The sequence below is a fragment of the Nostoc sp. genome, from assembly GCF_054880495.1.
On the sequence record NZ_JBTYKD010000328.1, the window covers coordinates 1 to 18,608 of the forward strand.

Consider the following 18,608-nt stretch of genomic DNA (forward strand, 5'->3'; position numbering starts at 1 on the left):
GGCATAGTGGCTCTAGAGCTTCAGTTAATGTCCTCCTAGAGGAGTCGCCCAGATGCCCACACTCACCCTCATTGGGAGTGTGTGGAGTATGTCACGAAATTCTATATTGTTGGACTGAGAGCTAGTCACAGTCATGGCGATGCGAATTTAAAATAAGCTTCTACGAAATATTTGTCTCTAATTGCCAATTATGCATCAGCTCAATCTTTTTAAAAAATCCTAAATAGTGACAAATTAAGGTTGAAATTTAAACGCATAGGGGCTTCGCTTTCCCGCAGGGTAGGAAGGCGGACTTTGGCGCACAGTAACGCGGAGTTTTTGGATTTGGTTATCTCTGAACTCATATAATTTGGTATAACAGAGGTAGATGACCTTCGCAATAAATACAAACTCGGCAGAGTTCAAACCAGTCTGCCGAGTTTTGTTATTAGTCAAGAGTCAGGAATTCTTGCCCTACTCCCGATTTGCACAATCAATTATGAGTGAAACCAGTTTTTTTCCACCCCATAAAATCATTGGTGTTGCAGTAATTTGGAATGACCAAGAGCAAATTTTAATCGATCGCCGTCGTCCAAAAGGAATGATGGGTGGTTTATGGGAATTTCCTGGTGGTAAAATTGAGCCTGGTGAAACTATCAGCGAGTGTATTCAACGGGAAATTTCCGAAGAACTGGGAATAGTAATTGAAGTGCGAGAGCATCTGATTACTATTGACCACACTTATACAGACTTGCGCGTTACCCTGACAGTACATCATTGCCGCCATGTTACAGGTGTTCCCCAACCTTTGGAATCCGATGAAATTCGCTGGGTAACTTTGGAAGAACTGGAGCAGTTTACTTTTCCGAAAGCAAATATTCAAATTATTGCTGCCTTGAAAGGGAGTAGGAAGTGGGGAGTTGGGAGTTAGAAAACAAGGGGGACAAGGGAGAATTTTTCCAATACCCAATGCCCAATACTTCTCTATGAGAGGCTGCGCCAACGGCTTCGCTACTTCTCTACGAGAGGCTGCGCCAACGACGCCGCTCAGTACAAGTCAGTACAAGTGCTCAATGCTTCTCTACGAGAGACTGCGCCAACGACTTCGCTCAGTACAAGTGCCCAATACCGTAACAATCTATTAATTGCATCAGGTTGAGTCACACAATTTTCTACAATAGGCGCAGGGACTTTGATTAAAGGTGTCAGTCAAACAAATGCCTAAAACCGTTGCTGATGTGATGAGCCGCGATCCAATTGTGGTTCGGGTAGAAACTCCACTGAAGGAAGCTATCCAAATTCTCGCAGAACGCCACATTAGCGGACTACCTGTTGTGGATGATGTCGGTAAATTGGTGGGCATTATCTCGGAAACCGATTTGATGTGGCAAGAAACTGGTGTTGCTCCACCTGCGTACATTATGTTTCTTGATAGCGTTATCTATTTACAAAATCCTGCTACTTATGATCGTGACTTGCATAAGGCACTAGGGCAAACCGTTGGGGAGGTGATGAGTAAAAACCCGATCAGTATTTCCCCTGATAAAACTTTAGCACAAGCAGCTACAATCATGCACGATCACAGCGTTCACCGCTTGCCAGTACTTGAGGGCGCAAGTCAAGTAATTGGTATCCTGACTCGTGGTGATATTATTCGGGCAATGGCTGCAAGTCAAGATTAGTCAGTTGTCATTAGTCAACACTCAAGAGTTTTTTGACCCTTGAGTGTTGACTAATGATTATTTTTTACACGTTTTAAAATCAAGGATAACTAAATGAGTATTACTCCGGAGTCTGTTAAGCAATTGCTCAGTTCTGAGGATTTAGGCGATCGCTTACGTGCAGTCAATCAAATCCGCCAACTGGAACCTGCAATCGGCTTTGAATTAATTCAAAGTGCTATTGGCGATCGCAATTCCCGTGTTCGTTACTCAGCAGTGAGTCAAATGGATACGCTCGGAACGCAAGATTTACAATTATCCTTGGATATCTTGCGCGATCGCTTGCTTCATGACTCCGAAGTAGATGTCCAAGCAGCAGCAGCTGACTGTTTGGGCGCTCTGAAGTTACGTGAAGCTTTTGAAGATTTGCAGCTGCTTTATCATACAACCGGTGAATGGCTAATACAATTCAGTATCATTGCGACGTTAGGGGAGTTAGGCGATCCCCGAGCCTTTGAACTACTCAAAGAGGCACTCTCATCCGAAAACGAATTAGTCCAAACTGCTGCTATTAGTTCTTTGGGTGATTTGGGAGATTTACAAGCAGTTCCCCTGTTGGCTCCCTATGCTACCAATCCAGATTGGCAAATTCGTTACAGACTTGTACAAGCCTTGGCTCGTTTGGGTAGTGCAGAAGCCAAATCTATATTAGAAACTTTGACTAATGATGAAGTAGATGCGATCGCTAATGAAGCCAAAAGTTCTTTGCAATCAGTTTAAGTCTATCTCAGGTTAAGAAAATTCACCTTTAATATCGATTTGTCTGATAGTATAAAAAAATTCGACCTGGCTGGTAAAATTTTGCATTCCAGCCAGATCGAATAAATAAATTAGAGTTACTTTTAGTTGCTAAAAGTAACTTTTTTATGTTTAGGATAAGTCTATTGAACTACACTTTTGCGTCGGCGAGACATAGCCATTACTGCACCTACCGCACCCAAGCCTAGCATTGTGGTTGGCTCAGGAACAGTGGCAAGACTTAACTCGTAACTGCTTGAAGTCCCAGAAACAGAAGCGCTCAGAGCGCCATTCGCAATAGTTTGTCCATTAAAATTAAATTTCCCCGTAATCCCCGCGAAGTCCAAGATAGTATTACTAGAAAATGGAATTCTGGTAACTACAGAATCATCTAGGTCAAAGGTAAGAACGGCAGTAATACCATCCAGGGTTCGTGATCCGAAATTAATGAATGGAGTGTAAATGCCTGTAGAGTATGTAGCTGTTGTGGCTGTTACATTAGCTATCTTGGTTAAATTTAGAGTTTCAATGCTAATACCTGTGCCTGATAAAATTGGTGAGAAGGCTGTAAAATCACCGCTAGGATCACTAACACCATCAACATTGGTAAATTTAATACTAGTACTAGCTGGATTGATTCCATCATTAAGAACGATAGATGTACCATGAAGACTAATACTCCCATTCAGGGTTGCAGCTTGAGCTGAACCAACAGATGTAAACATCCCAGCAGTAGCCAAGGGGATTGCAAAAGTAGCAGCCAGAGTAGCGTTTAGTAATTTAGATTTAAAACTAATCATTGTTGTTTGAGGCTCCTAGTAATAACACTGAATCAGAGCAATTGCTTTACTTTTAATCTCAGTAATTTATGGAAAAGACTGTCAGTGAAAGCAAAATTTGCGTGATCCACTGATTATCTTCATCAAATCACATAGGTTTAGACCCTGCAATATTTACTGAGTGGACTTCATCACATCTTTAATGCATTACTATCCTTCATGAAATTTTAATTCCCTACATATCTGCGCTTCGTATATCTTTTATTTCATAGCGTTTAAATTGTTGGCAATAAGCTGTCGCGCGTAGAACTTACACTTTTTAGGGTCTGGAACCATTGGTAACTTTGTAATGCTATGGAAAATTACAGACGCGACAGTTTAGCTCTGACTTTAAGAAAGGTCATTTCCGTATAATTAATATAAAGATGAATTTTAATACTTAAGCTTATACCAATTTATGAAGTTACACTTAATAAATTGGTATAAGTTAGTCAGGAATATCACAGATACTGAATATTAGCATTCAGTATCTCATGAAGAGAGCTATTCCAGGTTAGGATGATGAATAACGATGCCTTGAATTAGATATCGATATTGAATTGTTGAAATTTTATGGGCTATAGTCCACCAGATGGCAGTATCAACCTCCTCTGAACTGGCGAGGAAGTCTCCCAGCGCGGGGGAGACCTAGGAGATATATCTCATGCTCACACAAGATATTCGTGATTTGCTCGCTGATACTACCGATTTAAACCAGTTGAAATGGGATTTAAATTGCTTACAACCGGTGGATGTGGGAGAATACATTACACAATTGCCTGAACAACAACGGGCGATCGCATTCCGTTTACTCAACAAAGGTCAGGCAATTGATGTATTTGAATATCTGCCCACAGAGGTGCAGGAAGAACTAATTAATTCTCTGCATGACGTCCAGGTAGTGCAACTTGTAGAAGAGATGAGTCCCGACGAACGGGCAGAATTGTTTGATGAACTACCGGCTGGAGTCATCAAACGGCTATTACAAGAACTGAGTCAAGAAGAAAGGCAAGCAACAGCAACGATTCTCGGCTATCCAGAAGGTACTGCGGGGCGGGTGATGACAACCGAATATGTCCGGTTGCGCCAAGGATTGACTGTCGGTGAAGCCTTGAGCAAGATCCGCCGTCAGGATGAAGACAAGGAGACGATTTACTACGCCTACGTCACGGATGATAACCGGACGCTGGTGAGAGTAGTTTCACTGCGCCAATTGCTGTTTACCTTTCCCGATGTTTTCATCAAAGATATTGCTAGCGATCGCGTCATTAAGGTGACAACTGAAACCCCTCAAGAAGAAGTGGCGCGAATCATGCAGCGCTATGACCTAATCGCTATCCCCGTGGTTGATCGGGAAGACCGATTGGTAGGCATTGTCACCATTGATGATGTGATGGATATTTTGGAAGAGGAAGCCACAGAAGATATCCAAAAACTGGGGGGTGTCAGTGGTGATGAAGCAGCTTTATCCTCTCCCTTACTCACCATCCGCAACCGCTTGCCTTGGCTATTGGGTATCATGGCACTATATATTGGTGCCGCCAGTGCGATCGCGCCTTTCCAATCTGTAATTGCCGCAGTGCCAGTTCTAGCAGTAATCATGCCAATTTTTTCTAATACTGGTGGTACTGTTGGTATCCAATCATTAACGGTAACAATTCGCGGCTTGGGAGTGGGAGAGGTAACACCCAAAGATACCTTGAAAATTCTCCGCAAGGAACTTCTAGCTGGTTTAGGTACAGCTCTCGCTTTAGCCATGACCATGATACTGCTTTCCTTAATTTGGGCGCGACCCCAAGAGCGATGGGTGGCTTTAATTGCTGGAATGGTAATGGCAACTAATACAATTGTGGCTGTTACACTCGGCACTTTACTGCCAATGGGTTTGAAACGCTTGAAACTTGATCCTGCCTTAGTTAGTGGTCCCTTGGTGACTACAATGCTAGATACAATTGGGTTTTTAACGTTCCTCAGCCTAATTTCTCTAGCTTTAAACGTTTTCCATTTACCAGCTTAATGGACGTATGAAAGACCAAGAAAATCTAAAGTATCCTAACGTTTTAAAGCACATTCAGGCAGAGTCTGAAGCCCTAAATTTTCGTATGGCTTCAGACTCACTGACAGGTTCTTTTCTAAGAACACTTGCTGCGAGCAAACCTGCTGGTATGTTTCTTGAACTGGGCACAGGAACTGGTGTGTCTGCTGCTTGGCTTTTGAACGGTATGGATCGCGAATCCAAGCTGATCTCAGTTGACCAAGATGACAAAGTGATAGCTGTTGCCAGAAAGTATTTAGGTCAGGATCGGAGAGTCGTTTTCCATGCAGAGGACGCGACGATTTTTTTAGGTAAAATAGCTGCTCAAAGGTTTGATTTTATATTCGCTGATGCATGGGTAGGAAAATATAGCTGCCTTGAGGATACGCTCAATTTGCTTAAGTTGGGTGGCTTGTATGTTATTGATGATATGTTGCCTCAAGTCATGTGGTCTGAGGATCAGGCTTCAAAAGCTAGCCAACTCATTTCAAATTTAGAATCCAGGAGCGATTTGACGCTTTCAAAAATTAACTGGTCTACAGGGTTAGTAATTGCAGCGAAAGTTAGAGGGCAGACAGAGGCAGGATTGTCAAGAGAGCGATTTTTTTCGGGGGAGATGGGCAACAATTAAGGAGATTTCTGTAATACCTTATCCAATTGACAAGCGCTACATAAATCCTTGATGCTAGAAAGAACAAGTAGCTAATTTAATAGAAGACAGGTGATATCATTTCCTCTGCATCTGTAAATGAAAAAGCTGAAGAGACGCGACCGCTCGTATCTCTATGCAGGAAACTAATTTCTATTTATGCCTACTACCGCCTGGAATCGTCATCACATTCTTTCCCTAGCTGACTTCACTACCACTGAATATGATACAGTTTTGCAAACTGCTGCCAGTTTTCAAGAGGTGCTATCACGGCGGACAAAGAAAGTGCCAACCTTGCAGGGACAGGTGGTGGCGAATTTATTTTTTGAACCTTCTACCCGGACTCGTAGCAGTTTTGAGATCGCTGCCAAACGCTTAAGTGCAGATACGCTGAACTTCGCCGCAGCAACTTCCTCTATGACTAAGGGAGAGACAATTCTCGACACGGCGAAGACCTATTTAGCTATGGGAACTGATATTATGGTAGTCCGCCATCAAGAGGCAGGAGTACCGAATGCGATCGCGGCTGAAATGGATCGTCTAGGTGTACGAGTTAGTATCCTCAATGCTGGTGATGGTCAACATGAGCATCCTTCCCAAGCGCTGCTAGACTTATTTACCATTTGTACTCTAATTGACCCAGCTAGTCCCAGATTAGAACTTTTAAAGGGTAAAAAGATTGCCATTGTTGGGGATATTCTCCATTCTCGCGTGGCGCGATCAAATATTTGGAGTTTAATTGCCAGTGGCGCCCAAGTGCATCTGGCAGCACCACCAACCCTCTTACCCAAATTATTTGCTGAGTATATCTTTGAGGAGGCAGAAGTCAGGAGTCAGGAGTTTGTTATCTCCTCATCCCCTACTCCCCACTCTCCACTTCCTACTCCCCAACTTTTTCTCCACTGGCAACTAGAACCAGCTTTACAGAATGCCGATTTTGTGATGACTTTGCGCCTGCAAAAGGAACGGATGACGGCTCATTTGCTGCCAAGTTTGCGAGAATATCATCAGCTATTTGGCATTACACGCACAAAGCTGCAACTTTGTAAACCTAACGTCAAAGTTTTGCATCCAGGTCCAGTTAATCGTGGTGTTGAAATTAGTTCAGATTTGATGGATGACCCGGAATTTAGTCTCATTCAATCGCAAGTTACTAGTGGTGTCGCCGTTCGGATGGCGCTGCTGTACCTATTAGGTAGCGGTAAGGCTTAATATAATCTCTTTTAATATTAGTTCTATCGGACTACCTTACGGAAAAATACCTAATCTCATAGAAATTATATATTCCTCCGATCGCATGAGGACAGAATTCTGTAATCTTGGCACACTGGTATCGTAGAAGTTAAAAATTTAATGATTTCTAGAAGTGTCGGAGGTAAATATGAAACGAATTTTTTTGACGGCAGCAGCCATACTCAGCACGCTATCTTTAGCTGCTCCCATTCCCGTCAAAGCAGAAAACTCCGCCCCTGTCCGGCGTTTGCTGGAAACTAGAGAATGTTTGGGATGTAATTTAGCAGGTGCAAACCTCAAAGGCGCTCATCTGATAGGTGTTGACCTAAGAAATGCAAATTTAAAAGGGGCTAATCTCCAAGGTGCTAACTTAGAAGGTGCGGATTTAACGGGTGCTAATTTGAAGTCTGCTAATCTCACAGAAGCATTCGTCAGCGATACTATCTTAAATAATGCCAATCTGACCAACGTTAATTTGAGTAATTCCCGTTTATATAATACTGACGTAGATGGCGCTGTTTTAGCTGGGATTGATTTAAGCGGTGCTCATGTATTTAACACTGCCATTAGCGTCGGTGGTGAATACTAATGGTGAGTAAAAATTTCAAAGTGATGAGTTAAGAGTTATATTCAACTCCTAACTCTGCACTTCTTAAGTTTTATTCACCAGTAATCGACAGTTCATTAACCCAGATTTTTGGGCAAATTCCCCCTGGTGTTAATTCCGCCTCTTTTTCTACACAAATAATTGACTTTAAGAGTTTTAAAAAATCGCCAGCAACAGTTGCTCACTCAATACTCGTCCTGATACCCTTGTTAACTAGCCAACCATCAAACGGCAAAGAAAACGAACCTTGTAAAGATTTAACTCCAGCATGGAGAGCTTGTAAATCATCGATAAAAATCACATTTTCAGCAGTTTCTAAGCTCACCTCCTGCTCAGAAGTTGACTGGGAATGTCTAATGGGAGGCTCCGCCTCAAGACTTGCGGCAAAGCTGCAATGAGGTTTGAAAAGGGTTTTGGCCTAAGTTACACCAATGAGCAATGTTTCCTATGACATTTGTGGTTCAAATAGACGAAAACTGCTGTAATTTTACTTTTTTACTCAGCACTGTTTCGGTGACAGGCAATGACCATCAGGATTCGGCTGTTGTGCCAGCCCCAATCAGCAACGCCAATCATCAGCAAAGTGATTCGACATGACTACACAAGCTAGATAAAAAAGGTATAACATAAGACCAGCCCTTTCAAAGCAACTAGAACTTCTCAAAAATCAATTCCTCTCTAAGGAACGTGGATTAAATAAAATGCAAACTTCATCCTGTCTCTAGCTCCCCTCTCCTTTATAAGGAGAGGCATTGAGGGTGAGGTGTCTAATGGGAGGTTTCGTGCCCTCAGACTTTACACTGTGCTTATGCGGTTAAATAAATCACCTAATACACAGAGATAACTCAGAGAAAAAGAGATTTTACGAGTCACCTTGAAAGAGCTAGTTCTATCATTTTTTACTATTTGATACCTGTGCCGGAGATTTACCGATGAAAACTATATTTAGCCTTGATGCAGTAAGTAAAGATTTAGAACAGCATGAAAACTCAAAACGGATTAAAAAATTAATATACTCTGCTTGTAAAAATATTTGGGAGAATGATCCAGAGACGCTAGATAGGTTTAACTTACAAGAATTAATTCAAGAATTATCCAGATTGAATCCAACTATAAATAACTTAAATTATACTTTATCTAAAGTTGTAAAAACCCTTAATAAACAAACGGAATACGCCCTAATCGCCAGTGTCATTTCTCAGGCGATGCAGAAGCTATATATAACGCCTGATGAATCAACAGGAATATTATTAAATCAACCTAATCAAGAGGAATCGACAGGAATACTATTAAATCAATCTAATCAAGATGAACAGATATTTTATAATCCTGGACAAATTTCATCAAATTATATAGATCCAAACAGTCAAATTAAACATCAATATAATCAGTTTGATTTACGGCAAAATATTATGAAGTATACTAACCCGCTTAGGGCTAAAATAGTTTTATTTTCTGCGCTTTACAAAAAGTTTGCTTTCAATGAAGAAGACTGGTTGAAACTGAAGGCTGAAAAACTTGATGATTTATTGCTGAGATTATTTGATACTTGTCCAACTATCAGAGAGCTTGAATCTCAACTAAATAGTGCTGTTATATCTCTAGGCAAGCCGGATGAAAATATTCAAGCAGCTAGTGCAATCATCCAATCTATGCGAGGTTTATATAACAATATCTCATCTAGCGACAACCGATATCAACCGTTTAACAGCAATTCATCTCCAGAAACGAGAACACCAGTTAATCCTCATCAGAAAATTGCACTCAAGGATGACAATAATACCTGTCAATTTATAGTAGCTCCTACCAAAGAATAATCGCAATTTTTGACCATTGTTGAACACGGGAAAATTTGGAAAGATTGTGATAATTTAAATAGAAAAAATATGGATGCCAATGAACTTCTTAAGCGATATCAGAATGGAGAAACAAGATTTATTGAGGCAAACTTAAATGGGGTAAATTTGTTTGGTGCAGACTTGATTGGTATAGATTTGAATAAGGCAGATTTGCGTAATGCCATCCTAATTTTTAGCTATCTAAATCGGGGAATTCTGAATCAGGCAAATCTAGTTTGTACAAAGTTAAGTGGCGCGAATCTGAATCAGGCAAGTTTGATCAGTGCCAACTTGCACGATGCTAATTTACATGGTGCAACTTTGCAGGGTGCTGATTTGCGTAATGCCAATTTAACTTTGGCGTATATGCTCGATACTAACTTGATGAATGCCGATTTGCGTGGTGCAGATTTGAGTGGTGCGAATTTAACAGGTGCGTGTCTGCGTGGTGCTAACCTGCGAGAAGAGAAAAGAATATACTCTGCTAGTCTACGGGGTGCTAACCTCCATAAGGCTGACCTCCGAGGCACTGATTTAACTGGTGTAGACTTATCTAAAGTTAATCTGAGTGGTGCTAACTTGAGTGAGGCAACCCTACGTTATGCCGATTTGAGTGATGCCAACCTAAGTGAAGCGATTTTGTATAATGCATCTCTGGCAGATACTAACATCGGGGGTGCTAATTTGAAAGATGCTAACCTGATGAACGCTAGACTGGAACGGTCAAATCTGATAGATGCCGAACTTACAGGTGTTAACTTATATGGTGCAATTATGCCAGATGCTAAACTGACTAGATGCCAGATGAGTGGAGCAAACCTGAGTTTTGCAAGGCTAAATAGAGTTGATTTAAGTCGGGCTAACCTGCGTGGGGCTAACCTGACTGAAGCAGACTTGGTTGATGCCTATCTTGCGAGGACAGACTTGACTGGTGCCAATTTAAGTAAGGCAAATTTGATCAGAGCAGAAATGAGTAGTACAAATCTTACGGGTGCAGATTTGCGTGGGGCAGTAATGCCTGATGGAACAATTAACGACTAAAAATATGGCATTTCCTACCTGAGTAGGGGCAATACCCACTATTTTATAATGGTAGGTATTGCCCAAGTACTAAGTTTTATTCACCAGTAATCGACAGTTCATTAACCCAGATTTTGGGACAAACTCCCCCTGGCGTTAACTCTGCCTCTTTTTCTACATAAATAATTGACTTTAAGAGTTCCAAGAAATCGCCAGCAACAGTTGCTGACTCAATACTCGTCCTGACACCCTTATTAACTAGCCAACCATCAAACGGCAAAGAAAACGAACCTTGTAAAGATTTAACTCCTGCATGGAGAGCTTGTAAATCATCGATAAAAATCACATTTTCAGCAGTTTCTAAGCTCAACTCCTGCTCAGAAGTTACTGTTGTAAAAACGTGATAAAAATTAGGACTAACGCTGACTTTTGCACCAATACTAGCATTACCTGTTGGCTGGGTATTTAACCTTTTAGCAGTGCCTGCACTGTGGAGAAAGCTTGTTAAAACACCATTTTCAATTAGCGAAATCTGACGAGTAGGAGTTCCTTCACCATCAAAACTTTCTGCACCTACGTTAGCTGGGTGCAGTGCATCATCAAAAACTGAAAGTAGAGGAGAAGCAATTTGCTTACCTAAATCATCAGGAGTAGATAGGCTTTGATTGTCCAAAATACTTTGGGCGTTAAATAAGTTTGAAAAAGCACCCAACAGACTTAAGAAAGCTTCCGCAGAGAAAACAACTCGATATTTACCAGTCTTGATTTTTTCATAGTTCAAGTGACTGATAGTTTTATCGGCGGTTTCTTTGATGCAACCATTAATGTCTAGATTATATAAACTTTGGTTGATTCTAAAAGCGCCTGCACTGCGTGGTTTTTTCCCTTCTTCGTCCGTTTTGGTGTAAAGATAAACTGATGCTAAGGAATGAGATTCATTTCTCACTGCACCGTCACTATTTAGATAAAACCTGTCAATATCTCTTTGCGATAGCCCATTATAAGGCACACCTTTAATTGCTGGATGAGCTGCCAGTAATTCTTTTTCAGCTACCAACAATCTTTCTATGAGTTCAGCAACAGGTGCTTGGGGTGTCTTATCCTGAGGTTTATTTGGAATAGAAACAGTAGCCTCTGGACTAAAATCAGGGACATTTTCTTTAACACCAAAGAAACTGGCTTCGTAGGCAGTTTTCAAAGCTAATTCCAGTCCCTTGGCATCGACATCTGTGGTGCTGGTGACACCCATTGTATTATCTTCATTCCAGACACGAACAGTAACACCAGAGCGATTTGAAGCTTTGACTTGTTTTGGCTCACCTTGGTCTACTTGCACGCTAGTATCATCTACTGTTGAGCCATAAATGTCGAATTTCTTAATACCAAGCTTATCAGCATTGTCCTTGGCGGAATTTGCAATCTCATTGATATTCGGCATACTCAATTTTGGATTTTGGATATTAGATTTTGGATTGGAAGCAATTTTATTTTGGATATTAGATTTTGGATTTTGGATGTTATGACTTATATTTTTCTCGTAGTGTTTTTATTGAGGCAACAGTCATAGCTAGAATTTCGGTAGCTTCTTGCATTAGGCTTTTTAGTTTTTCTGCTGTCATTAATCCCGATTCAATAAGAAGTTCTAAGCAGTAAAGCGTTTCATCAGCTTCTTCTTCCACGATACCGAGTTTGGCAATTAAATCAGCTGTTGATTTAGCTCGACAGGCTGCTCGATAATTAGCACCAACTGAAGTTGCAGAACGTAATAACTGTTTACCAATGACATCAGTAATTCTAGTTTGTGGCAGCTGCTCAACTAGACGAATAACTCGTAATGCCAGCTGCTTTGTTCTAGCCTTAAACTCCTGCTCATTCACAATCCAAAATCTAAAATCTAAAATCTAAAATTCTTATCTTCCACCGACGGTAATAGAATCAACTTTGATGTGGGGTTGTCCAACTGTGGTGTAAATACTGCCACTGACAGAGCCACAAAAACCTGGTGCAAGTTCCAAATCTTGAGAACACATGGAAATTTTGTTCATAATTTCCTTCGCTTCACCGATAAGAATTGCTCCCTTTAATGGTTTGGTGATTTTGCCATTTTCAATCAAATAAGCTTCATCAACACTAAAGTTAAATTGCCCTGTAGCACCAACGCTACCACCACCCATCTTTTTACAGTAAATACCTTTATCAACAGAGGCAAATAATTCATCAACGGTGTATTCGCCAGAATCAATATAAGTATTACGCATCCGGCTAGCAGCAGCAAAGGTATAATTTTGGCGGCGTCCACTTCCAGTTCTGGGGTGTCCGGTGCGTGCAGAACCTGTTCTATCTGCTAAGAAGTTTTTCAGAACGCCTTTTTCAATTAATAGGGTTCTTTGAGCGGGCATACCTTCGTCATCCATGTCAATTGTCCCGAAGGCATTGTCAGAGCGCCCTTCATCCCAGGCTGTCAAACTTTCGTGGGCAATTTTTTCGCCTTTTTTGTCAGCAAAGGGAGTGGTATTGCGTTCAATTTGAGTGGTTTCTAGCAGGTGTCCGCAAGCTTCGTGGAAGATTACGCCGCCAAAGTGATTGGCCATGATGATGGGGTAAGTACCCGATTCTACGTAATCTGCGTAAAGCATTTTTCCAGCAGATTCGGCGATTTTTTCGGCGGCTTGTTGAGAATCCCAAGTTCTCAAGAAGTTGGCATCGCTAGTATTACCCGCGCGATCGCCAATTGAGGTACGATTAGCACCATCGGCACACAATAGGTTAAACCCGACTGACTGTGTAAGGCGAATGTCACGGGCAAAAGTACCATCACTGGCGGCGATTAAAACTTCTTGCCAATCCCGGAAATAGGTAGCACGGCGCGATTGAACGTGGCTAGCTTTTTGCTTCAGGTTGGCAGTACCGTCAAGGAGGACTTCTCCCATTTCTCGGATGGAGCTACACGCTGGTAGCCAGGCATCTTTACCTCTTTTCGTGGCGTAATCTCTCAATAATTCCAGGTTGATTTCTGGGATGAAAGCTTTTGGAGTGGGTAGTTGCAATCCCAGGATAGAAAGACCTTTTTCTAAGGCTGCTTTCAAACCGGAAAAAGAAAGGTCATTGGTGCTAACGTAGCAGTCAGCTTTGCCGCGAAATACTCTGACTCCCGCGCCTGTAGAAAGACTGGGTGAAATACTCGTGATGGAGTCATCTTCTGCAAGACAACTAATATAGTTGCGACGCTCTAAAAATAATTCGATGAAGTCCGCACCAGCCGCGCGTCCTAGTCCCAGGAGGGTAGCCAGGGGGGCTTCCCAGGTTTCATCGAAACGCTCTGGTGTGGCGGAATATTGGAGGGTAGGAAGTTGATTCGAGAGAAGTAACGTACTTGTAAGCATGAGTAGCCTCGTCTGCTGGCGTAATTCAGAGATTTGACTGAAAAATCGTGGTGTGTTCAGTCTAACAAATGAGCGAAAGCCAGAGTCGGCAATTAAGTAGTAGGGGTTTCCTCACCTGGGAAACTCACTCTCCCTTAAGCATCAGTGAAATATTGTAAGTAACGAAACTGGATGTAATATTTTAGACGCAGATAATGAGCAAACATTCCTTCTCAGGTCTATTTACAATTTCCTATTTTCAGTGGAATTCTTGCTGTTTCTTGCTGATTGAAAGTTGGCGGTGTGGATGATAGATTCTTAAACAACAGCTTTAGAATTCGAGTAATAGTTATAAGAATTTTCATTTTACTGGCAGTGGGCTTTTGGTCATATCTCAAAACCATTGGAATTTCTGCGATTTTTGGTTTTAGCACTTTGGCTTTCAACAGTAAATCTATCATGCAAGCAAATCCACTTTCAGTAAATAGATTGTCCCCATAACACATATCCAGTTTAGTCACGAAAGTACGGTTATATAGCCTGTAACCACAAGTGTAGTCTCTTACACCTGGGACACGGGCTGCAATTCTAAAAAGCCAGCTGGCTCCGTAACTCATCAGCTCTCTAAATTTTGATAAGCCTATGACTTTAGAGCCTTTTCGATATCTAGATGCGATCGCAATATCTAAGTCATAGTGGATACAGATGTAATGAAGGTTGAGGGCTTTGTCACAAATTTGCTCTGCACAAAGTTGAGCAGTTTGCCATTCCTGATACTAAACTCAGATTCGACCCGCATATTCAACAGTTCGAGCTAAGGGAATAAAAATGGACTGCCAGAATTTTTACGGCTCACAGATATATCTGTAACCTCGGCTACTAACTAAGCCGATTCAGAAAAGTTTGTACTAAAATCGAGTGTATATACGTGCTTTTTTTGGAAATGGCAATACAAGAAATAAGAGAAGTCTGCTTGTCTGCGCAAATCATACTATAGATAAATCAGTCTACAGTATTCTCCTTTACACGTTTATGGGTAGTTTTACTGAATGTGCAAAGGTAGCTTTCACAACACAACGGTTAATATAAACTAGCGTTGGCTGTTCAACTCGGAGTTAATATTGATTGCATCTGATTAAAGATGTTTTTACATTATTTAGTATTATCTTTGACTTGACTGTTCTTAATTACATATAATTTTCACTAAAGATTTACTTTAACTTTATTGTTATATGTAATCACCTCCTAGAATACCACGAGAAAAGCGTGTTGCAAATTTATCGCCACACTTCATCAAAACTTCATTAAAAAAAATATTTTTAAGCAGAAACTTCATCAAATCGAAACTTTTCTCTAGATGAATTTTTATTTTTAAGAATTTGCACATTTATGAAGCACTTTTTGGTCAATAAGCTTGCAGTTCCATTTAAAAAGCGAGTCTAAAGTGGTCAATACCATACTCACACCGAAGAATTTCCCATAAAAAATTACCAAGTTCCGTTTTTAAAGACATTACTGCGTTAGGTATCTGATAATTTCCAACAGTTTAAAGTTGAGAAAAAATTAGTTCGTGGTAGTTTGTATTATTTAATTTCTCTAAGTTGTTTTCGTGTAGCTTCAGTTTGTTTGGACTCATTTTCCTGCAAAAGTCTGTTGGTAATAATTAAGACAATGATTAACAATCCAAACTGAATCTGCCAGGGTGCTAATACTAGACTTAAAATCAAGCTAATAGCTGCAAATACACCTGCAAGATATGCGATTTCATCAGTACTCTTTTTAAATAAGTAGCCAGTTGCTAAAGCAGTACACAGTGGTATCAAGAAAAACAAAGGCATTTTAGTAACCTCTGAACAAAAAACTGTTGTGCTTATAAAACAAATTGGAATTGTGGTTAATTCTACATCCAATCAGGTTTTAATCACAACAGTCGTTTGAAATAAATATTATATAAAGTGAAGATTATGCAACGTTGTATATTACACCAATTGGAATCTTACCTCACCCTCAATCCCTCTCCTTATAAAGGAGAGGGAAGCTAGAGAGAGGATGAAGTTTTGCATTTTATTTAATCCACGTTCCTGAGGGTGAGTTCGACAAACCTCTCCCTGCCTTAAACTTTAGTTCAAGTCTTTCCCTCTCCGAGTCGGAGAGGAAGAGGTGAAAGCCTAGTAAAACCTCTTAAAGGTTTTTTGATTCGACTAATTAGACGAATGCCATCTGAACCACCGAACTGACATCAGCATAGCTGTGCTATGGTATACAAACTATCGGTTACCTACACGGATTAATCGGATTTAAAACTTGCGTAGGTGGGTTTTGTTTACTTCGCCAAATGCAACAGGTGAACAATCGTCTGGTAAATTAGCTTAAAACTTTGGCCTTGCGGCAGGATCACGATCTAGCATATTACCTTTAGTAGTAGCATTTTCATTTTAGACACCCAATGCTGAACATTCCTCAATTACTCGCAACTGAAATAAACCTCAAACCGCATCAGGTGCAAAACGCGCTGGAACTTTTGGCGGAGGGTGCAACAATTCCCTTTATTGCACGTTACCGTAAAGAGCGCACCGATGAGATGAATGAAGTGCAACTACGTGACCTGGCGGAACGATATACTTATTTAACAGAACTGGAAGAACGAAAATCGGTGATCTTAAGTGCGATCGCTCAACAAGGTAAACTTACAGATGAACTCAAAACCAAAATCTCATCCTGCTTACAAAAAACCGAACTTGAGGATTTATACTTACCCTATCGATCAAAGCGACGCACCCGCGCCACCATCGCCAGAGAAAAAGGACTCGAACCACTGGCGGAGTTTATCAAGTCGCTAAATGTTAAAAATGCTGTAACGGCTTCCCTGGAGGAAGAAGCGGCTAAGTATATTTCGGAAACCAAGGGAGTAAAAACAGCAGCAGAAGCGCTTAAAGGTGCTGCTGATATTTTGGCGGAAGAAGTAGCTGAAAAAGCTGAGTTACGCGCATATATCCGCGACTATCTCCTAGAAGAAGGGGTATTTGTCTCTCGTATTAAAGATGATTATCCCGAAGGTACAACCAAATTTGAGATGTACCGGAACTATCAAATCAGGGTAAAAAATATTGCAGCCCACAATATGCTGGCGTTGTGTCGGGGTGAAACTGAGAAAATATTAAGCTTTGAAATTGCTTTTGATGAGGATACGGTGCTTTACTATCTTGAGTCAAAAGAAATTCAAACCAAAGTTCGCACAATTCGGGATTTTTATCAAGCGATGTTGAAGGATGCATTCAACCGTTTGATGAAAGTCTCTCTAATAGGAGAGGTAATTTCTGAAAATAAAGTTTATGCAGATATAGAATCAATTAAGACATTTGAAACTAATCTGCGGGAGTTGCTGCTATCTGCACCAGCCGGGATGAAACCAACGCTGGCGATAGACCCTGGATTTAGAACTGGGTGTAAAGTTGCAGTCCTCGACCAAACTGGGAAATTTTTGGAATATCAGGCGATATTTCCCCACCAAGCGGCTGAACAACGACTCAAAGCAGCACAAACTGTCAAAAATCTGATTGAAAAGTACAAAATTGAGTTAATCGCCATCGGTAACGGTACAGCGTCCCGCGAGACAGAGGAATTTGTCACGCAAGTATTACAAACCATAGAACGCAAACCAGTTAAGGTCATGGTAAATGAGTCTGGCGCATCTATATATTCTGCGAGTACTGTGGCGCTGGAGGAATTTCCCGATTTAGATATTACTGTGCGCGGCGCGATTAGCATCGGTCGCCGTTTGCAAGACCCCTTAGCAGAACTGGTGAAAATCGATCCCAAATCCATTGGTGTGGGACAATATCAGCACGATGTCGATCAGAAGTTGTTGAAAAAGAAATTGGATGACACTGTAGAAAGCTGTGTGAACTATGTCGGCGTAGATTTAAACACCGCATCCAAAGAACTTCTGACTTCCGTCTCTGGGATTACGGCAACAGTTGCCAATAACATTATCGCCTATCGTAACCAGTATGGAGCCTTTAAAAATCGCCGACAACTTTTGAAAGTTGCGAAGTTGGGGCCGAAAGCTTTTGAACAAGCAGCAGGTTTTCTGCGGATTCGCAGTGGTGACAACCCATTAGATAATACAGCAGTGCATCCAGAGAGTTATTCTGTAGTAGAAGCGATCGCATCTGATCTAAATGTGCCATTAAATCAGGTGACACAAATTGCCGAAAAACTCAAAAAGACCAACCTGAAGAAATACGTTACCGATAGCGTCGGCGAACCTACACTACGCGACATCCTCAGCGAACTAGAAAAACCAGGTAGAGATCCTCGTGCTGAGTTTAAGTATGCCACCTTCAGAGAAGGAATTAAGGAAATCAGAGACTTAAAGGTGGGAATGGAACTAGAGGGAATCGTGACGAATGTCGCTAACTTCGGTGCGTTTGTCGATATTGGCGTACATCAAGATGGCTTGGTGCATATATCCCAACTTGCTGATAGATTTGTAGACGATCCCAACAAAGTTGTCAAAGTCGGACAAGTAGTAAAAGTGCAGGTGTTAGAAATCGACGATAAACTCAAGCGGATTAGTTTGTCGATGAAAGCAGTTAAACAATAATT

Annotated in this window: 18 protein-coding genes and 1 pseudogene; 12 read left to right on the plus strand and 7 right to left on the minus strand. The window is 41.1% G+C overall.

The window, feature by feature from the left end; all coding sequences use genetic code 11:
* Window positions 1-478 precede the first annotated feature (478 nt).
* From mutT to nblB, 4 genes are all read left to right on the plus strand, one after another.
* Complete coding sequence (gene mutT / locus ACYTXL_RS28480; RefSeq protein ID WP_461927630.1) at window positions 479-910, plus strand: 8-oxo-dGTP diphosphatase MutT; 432 nt, start codon at window positions 479-481, stop codon at window positions 908-910.
* Complete coding sequence (locus ACYTXL_RS28485) at window positions 900-1,124, plus strand: hypothetical protein (RefSeq protein WP_461927561.1); 225 nt, start codon at window positions 900-902, stop codon at window positions 1,122-1,124. The genes mutT and ACYTXL_RS28485 overlap by 11 nt, the downstream gene beginning before the upstream one ends.
* Before the next feature lie 72 nt (window positions 1,125-1,196).
* Window positions 1,197-1,661: a CBS domain-containing protein gene (locus ACYTXL_RS28490; RefSeq protein WP_461927562.1), complete on the plus strand. Its 465-nt coding sequence runs from the start codon at window positions 1,197-1,199 to the stop codon at window positions 1,659-1,661.
* Between the two features lie 93 nt (window positions 1,662-1,754).
* On the plus strand, window positions 1,755-2,420 hold the full coding sequence (gene nblB, locus ACYTXL_RS28495; RefSeq protein WP_461927563.1) for a phycobilisome degradation protein NblB: 666 nt from the start codon (window positions 1,755-1,757) through the stop codon (window positions 2,418-2,420).
* 161 nt (window positions 2,421-2,581) lie between these two features.
* Here the strand turns inward: nblB and ACYTXL_RS28500 are convergent, their stop codons facing one another.
* On the minus strand, window positions 2,582-3,238 hold the full coding sequence (locus ACYTXL_RS28500) for a PEP-CTERM sorting domain-containing protein (RefSeq protein WP_461927564.1): 657 nt from the start codon (window positions 3,236-3,238) through the stop codon (window positions 2,582-2,584).
* A gap of 682 nt (window positions 3,239-3,920) precedes the next feature.
* On the opposite strand from ACYTXL_RS28500, the gene mgtE reads away from it, so the two are divergent.
* From mgtE to ACYTXL_RS28520, 4 genes are all read left to right on the plus strand, one after another.
* Window positions 3,921-5,273: a magnesium transporter gene (gene mgtE, locus ACYTXL_RS28505; RefSeq protein WP_461927565.1), complete on the plus strand. Its 1,353-nt coding sequence runs from the start codon at window positions 3,921-3,923 to the stop codon at window positions 5,271-5,273.
* A 7-nt stretch (window positions 5,274-5,280) separates the two neighbouring features.
* Window positions 5,281-5,922, plus strand: coding sequence for an O-methyltransferase (locus tag ACYTXL_RS28510; RefSeq protein WP_461927566.1), 642 nt, complete (start codon window positions 5,281-5,283; stop codon window positions 5,920-5,922).
* Window positions 5,923-6,099: 177 nt separating this feature from the next.
* Window positions 6,100-7,152 carry an aspartate carbamoyltransferase catalytic subunit gene (locus tag ACYTXL_RS28515; protein WP_461927567.1) on the plus strand — a complete coding sequence of 351 codons (1,053 nt, stop codon included), beginning with the start codon at window positions 6,100-6,102 and terminating at the stop codon, window positions 7,150-7,152.
* 169 nt (window positions 7,153-7,321) lie between these two features.
* Window positions 7,322-7,762 (plus strand): pentapeptide repeat-containing protein, encoded by a 441-nt coding sequence (locus tag ACYTXL_RS28520; protein WP_461927568.1) that lies wholly within the window; start codon window positions 7,322-7,324, stop codon window positions 7,760-7,762.
* 70 nt (window positions 7,763-7,832) lie between these two features.
* On the opposite strand, the pseudogene ACYTXL_RS28525 reads toward ACYTXL_RS28520, so the two are convergent.
* Window positions 7,833-8,117: pseudogene (locus tag ACYTXL_RS28525) on the minus strand (metallopeptidase TldD-related protein); the annotation flags it as partial.
* Between the two features lie 101 nt (window positions 8,118-8,218).
* Here ACYTXL_RS28525 and ACYTXL_RS28530 point away from each other — a divergent pair.
* The 3 genes from ACYTXL_RS28530 to ACYTXL_RS28540 all read left to right on the plus strand — a co-directional run bounded on the left by ACYTXL_RS28530 (window position 8,219) and on the right by ACYTXL_RS28540 (window position 10,659).
* A complete protein-coding gene (locus tag ACYTXL_RS28530; protein ID WP_461927569.1) occupies window positions 8,219-8,377 on the plus strand; it encodes a hypothetical protein in 159 nt (52 codons plus the stop codon).
* A 335-nt stretch (window positions 8,378-8,712) separates the two neighbouring features.
* Window positions 8,713-9,597, plus strand: coding sequence for a hypothetical protein (locus tag ACYTXL_RS28535; RefSeq protein ID WP_461927570.1), 885 nt, complete (start codon window positions 8,713-8,715; stop codon window positions 9,595-9,597).
* A gap of 69 nt (window positions 9,598-9,666) precedes the next feature.
* Window positions 9,667-10,659 carry a pentapeptide repeat-containing protein gene (locus tag ACYTXL_RS28540; protein ID WP_461927571.1) on the plus strand — a complete coding sequence of 331 codons (993 nt, stop codon included), beginning with the start codon at window positions 9,667-9,669 and terminating at the stop codon, window positions 10,657-10,659.
* Window positions 10,660-10,735: 76 nt separating this feature from the next.
* On the opposite strand, the gene ACYTXL_RS28545 is transcribed toward ACYTXL_RS28540, so the two are convergent.
* The 5 genes from ACYTXL_RS28545 to ACYTXL_RS28565 form a co-directional block, all read right to left on the minus strand.
* Complete coding sequence (locus ACYTXL_RS28545) at window positions 10,736-12,076, minus strand: TldD/PmbA family protein (protein WP_461927572.1); 1,341 nt, start codon at window positions 12,074-12,076, stop codon at window positions 10,736-10,738.
* Window positions 12,077-12,155: 79 nt separating this feature from the next.
* Window positions 12,156-12,515 carry a four helix bundle protein gene (locus ACYTXL_RS28550; protein WP_461927573.1) on the minus strand — a complete coding sequence of 120 codons (360 nt, stop codon included), beginning with the start codon at window positions 12,513-12,515 and terminating at the stop codon, window positions 12,156-12,158.
* Window positions 12,516-12,548: 33 nt separating this feature from the next.
* The gene (locus tag ACYTXL_RS28555; RefSeq protein WP_461927574.1) at window positions 12,549-14,021 is read right to left on the minus strand and encodes a TldD/PmbA family protein; all 1,473 of its coding nucleotides are present in this window, start codon (window positions 14,019-14,021) and stop codon (window positions 12,549-12,551) included.
* Window positions 14,022-14,239: 218 nt separating this feature from the next.
* Window positions 14,240-14,617 carry a glycosyltransferase family protein gene (locus ACYTXL_RS28560; protein ID WP_461927575.1) on the minus strand — a complete coding sequence of 126 codons (378 nt, stop codon included), beginning with the start codon at window positions 14,615-14,617 and terminating at the stop codon, window positions 14,240-14,242.
* 966 nt (window positions 14,618-15,583) lie between these two features.
* The gene (locus tag ACYTXL_RS28565) at window positions 15,584-15,838 is read right to left on the minus strand and encodes a hypothetical protein (RefSeq protein WP_461927576.1); all 255 of its coding nucleotides are present in this window, start codon (window positions 15,836-15,838) and stop codon (window positions 15,584-15,586) included.
* A 608-nt stretch (window positions 15,839-16,446) separates the two neighbouring features.
* Between ACYTXL_RS28565 and ACYTXL_RS28570 the strand changes: the two genes are divergently transcribed.
* The gene (locus ACYTXL_RS28570) at window positions 16,447-18,606 is read left to right on the plus strand and encodes a Tex family protein (RefSeq protein WP_461927577.1); all 2,160 of its coding nucleotides are present in this window, start codon (window positions 16,447-16,449) and stop codon (window positions 18,604-18,606) included.
* The last annotated feature ends 2 nt before the right edge of the window (window positions 18,607-18,608 follow it).

What these genes read in the sequence shown, in the direction of transcription:
- mutT (WP_461927630.1), top strand. Translation starts at nt 479, where the DNA reads ATGAGTGAAACCAGTTTTTTTCCACCCCATAAAATCATTGGTGTTGCA.
- ACYTXL_RS28490 (WP_461927562.1), top strand. Translation starts at nt 1,197, where the DNA reads ATGCCTAAAACCGTTGCTGATGTGATGAGCCGCGATCCAATTGTGGTT.
- nblB (WP_461927563.1), top strand. Translation starts at nt 1,755, where the DNA reads ATGAGTATTACTCCGGAGTCTGTTAAGCAATTGCTCAGTTCTGAGGAT.
- ACYTXL_RS28500 (WP_461927564.1), bottom strand. Translation starts at nt 3,238, where the DNA reads ATGATTAGTTTTAAATCTAAATTACTAAACGCTACTCTGGCTGCTACT.
- mgtE (WP_461927565.1), top strand. Translation starts at nt 3,921, where the DNA reads ATGCTCACACAAGATATTCGTGATTTGCTCGCTGATACTACCGATTTA.
- ACYTXL_RS28510 (WP_461927566.1), top strand. Translation starts at nt 5,281, where the DNA reads ATGAAAGACCAAGAAAATCTAAAGTATCCTAACGTTTTAAAGCACATT.
- ACYTXL_RS28515 (WP_461927567.1), top strand. Translation starts at nt 6,100, where the DNA reads ATGCCTACTACCGCCTGGAATCGTCATCACATTCTTTCCCTAGCTGAC.
- ACYTXL_RS28520 (WP_461927568.1), top strand. Translation starts at nt 7,322, where the DNA reads ATGAAACGAATTTTTTTGACGGCAGCAGCCATACTCAGCACGCTATCT.
- ACYTXL_RS28530 (WP_461927569.1), top strand. Translation starts at nt 8,219, where the DNA reads ATGTTTCCTATGACATTTGTGGTTCAAATAGACGAAAACTGCTGTAAT.
- ACYTXL_RS28535 (WP_461927570.1), top strand. Translation starts at nt 8,713, where the DNA reads ATGAAAACTATATTTAGCCTTGATGCAGTAAGTAAAGATTTAGAACAG.
- ACYTXL_RS28540 (WP_461927571.1), top strand. Translation starts at nt 9,667, where the DNA reads ATGGATGCCAATGAACTTCTTAAGCGATATCAGAATGGAGAAACAAGA.
- ACYTXL_RS28545 (WP_461927572.1), bottom strand. Translation starts at nt 12,076, where the DNA reads ATGCCGAATATCAATGAGATTGCAAATTCCGCCAAGGACAATGCTGAT.
- ACYTXL_RS28555 (WP_461927574.1), bottom strand. Translation starts at nt 14,021, where the DNA reads ATGCTTACAAGTACGTTACTTCTCTCGAATCAACTTCCTACCCTCCAA.
- ACYTXL_RS28560 (WP_461927575.1), bottom strand. Translation starts at nt 14,617, where the DNA reads ATGAGTTACGGAGCCAGCTGGCTTTTTAGAATTGCAGCCCGTGTCCCA.
- ACYTXL_RS28565 (WP_461927576.1), bottom strand. Translation starts at nt 15,838, where the DNA reads ATGCCTTTGTTTTTCTTGATACCACTGTGTACTGCTTTAGCAACTGGC.
- ACYTXL_RS28570 (WP_461927577.1), top strand. Translation starts at nt 16,447, where the DNA reads ATGCTGAACATTCCTCAATTACTCGCAACTGAAATAAACCTCAAACCG.